At 45.5% G+C, this 253-nt stretch carries 1 pseudogene; it reads left to right on the forward strand.

What is annotated here, in order from left to right:
* Positions 1–253: pseudogene (locus BFF42_RS21735) on the forward strand (IS3 family transposase); the annotation flags it as partial.

Raw genomic sequence — 253 nt, forward strand, 5'->3', positions numbered from 1 at the left:
TCAAACAACTGCGTGATGAGCGTCAGGGCAAAACACCAAAAGCCTCTCCGATAACACCAGAACAAATCGAAATACGTAAGCTGAGGAAAAAGCTACAACGCATTGAAATGGAGAATGAAATATTAAAAAAGGCTACCGCGCTCTTGATGTCAGACTCCCTGAACTGTTCTCGATAATCGGGAAACTCAGAACGCATTATCCTGTGGTCACACTCTGCCAAGTGTTCGGGGTTCATCGCAGCAGCTACAGATAC

Source organism: Shigella sp. FC1661, assembly GCF_001712525.1.
GTDB classification, from domain to species: domain Bacteria; phylum Pseudomonadota; class Gammaproteobacteria; order Enterobacterales; family Enterobacteriaceae; genus Escherichia; species Escherichia coli.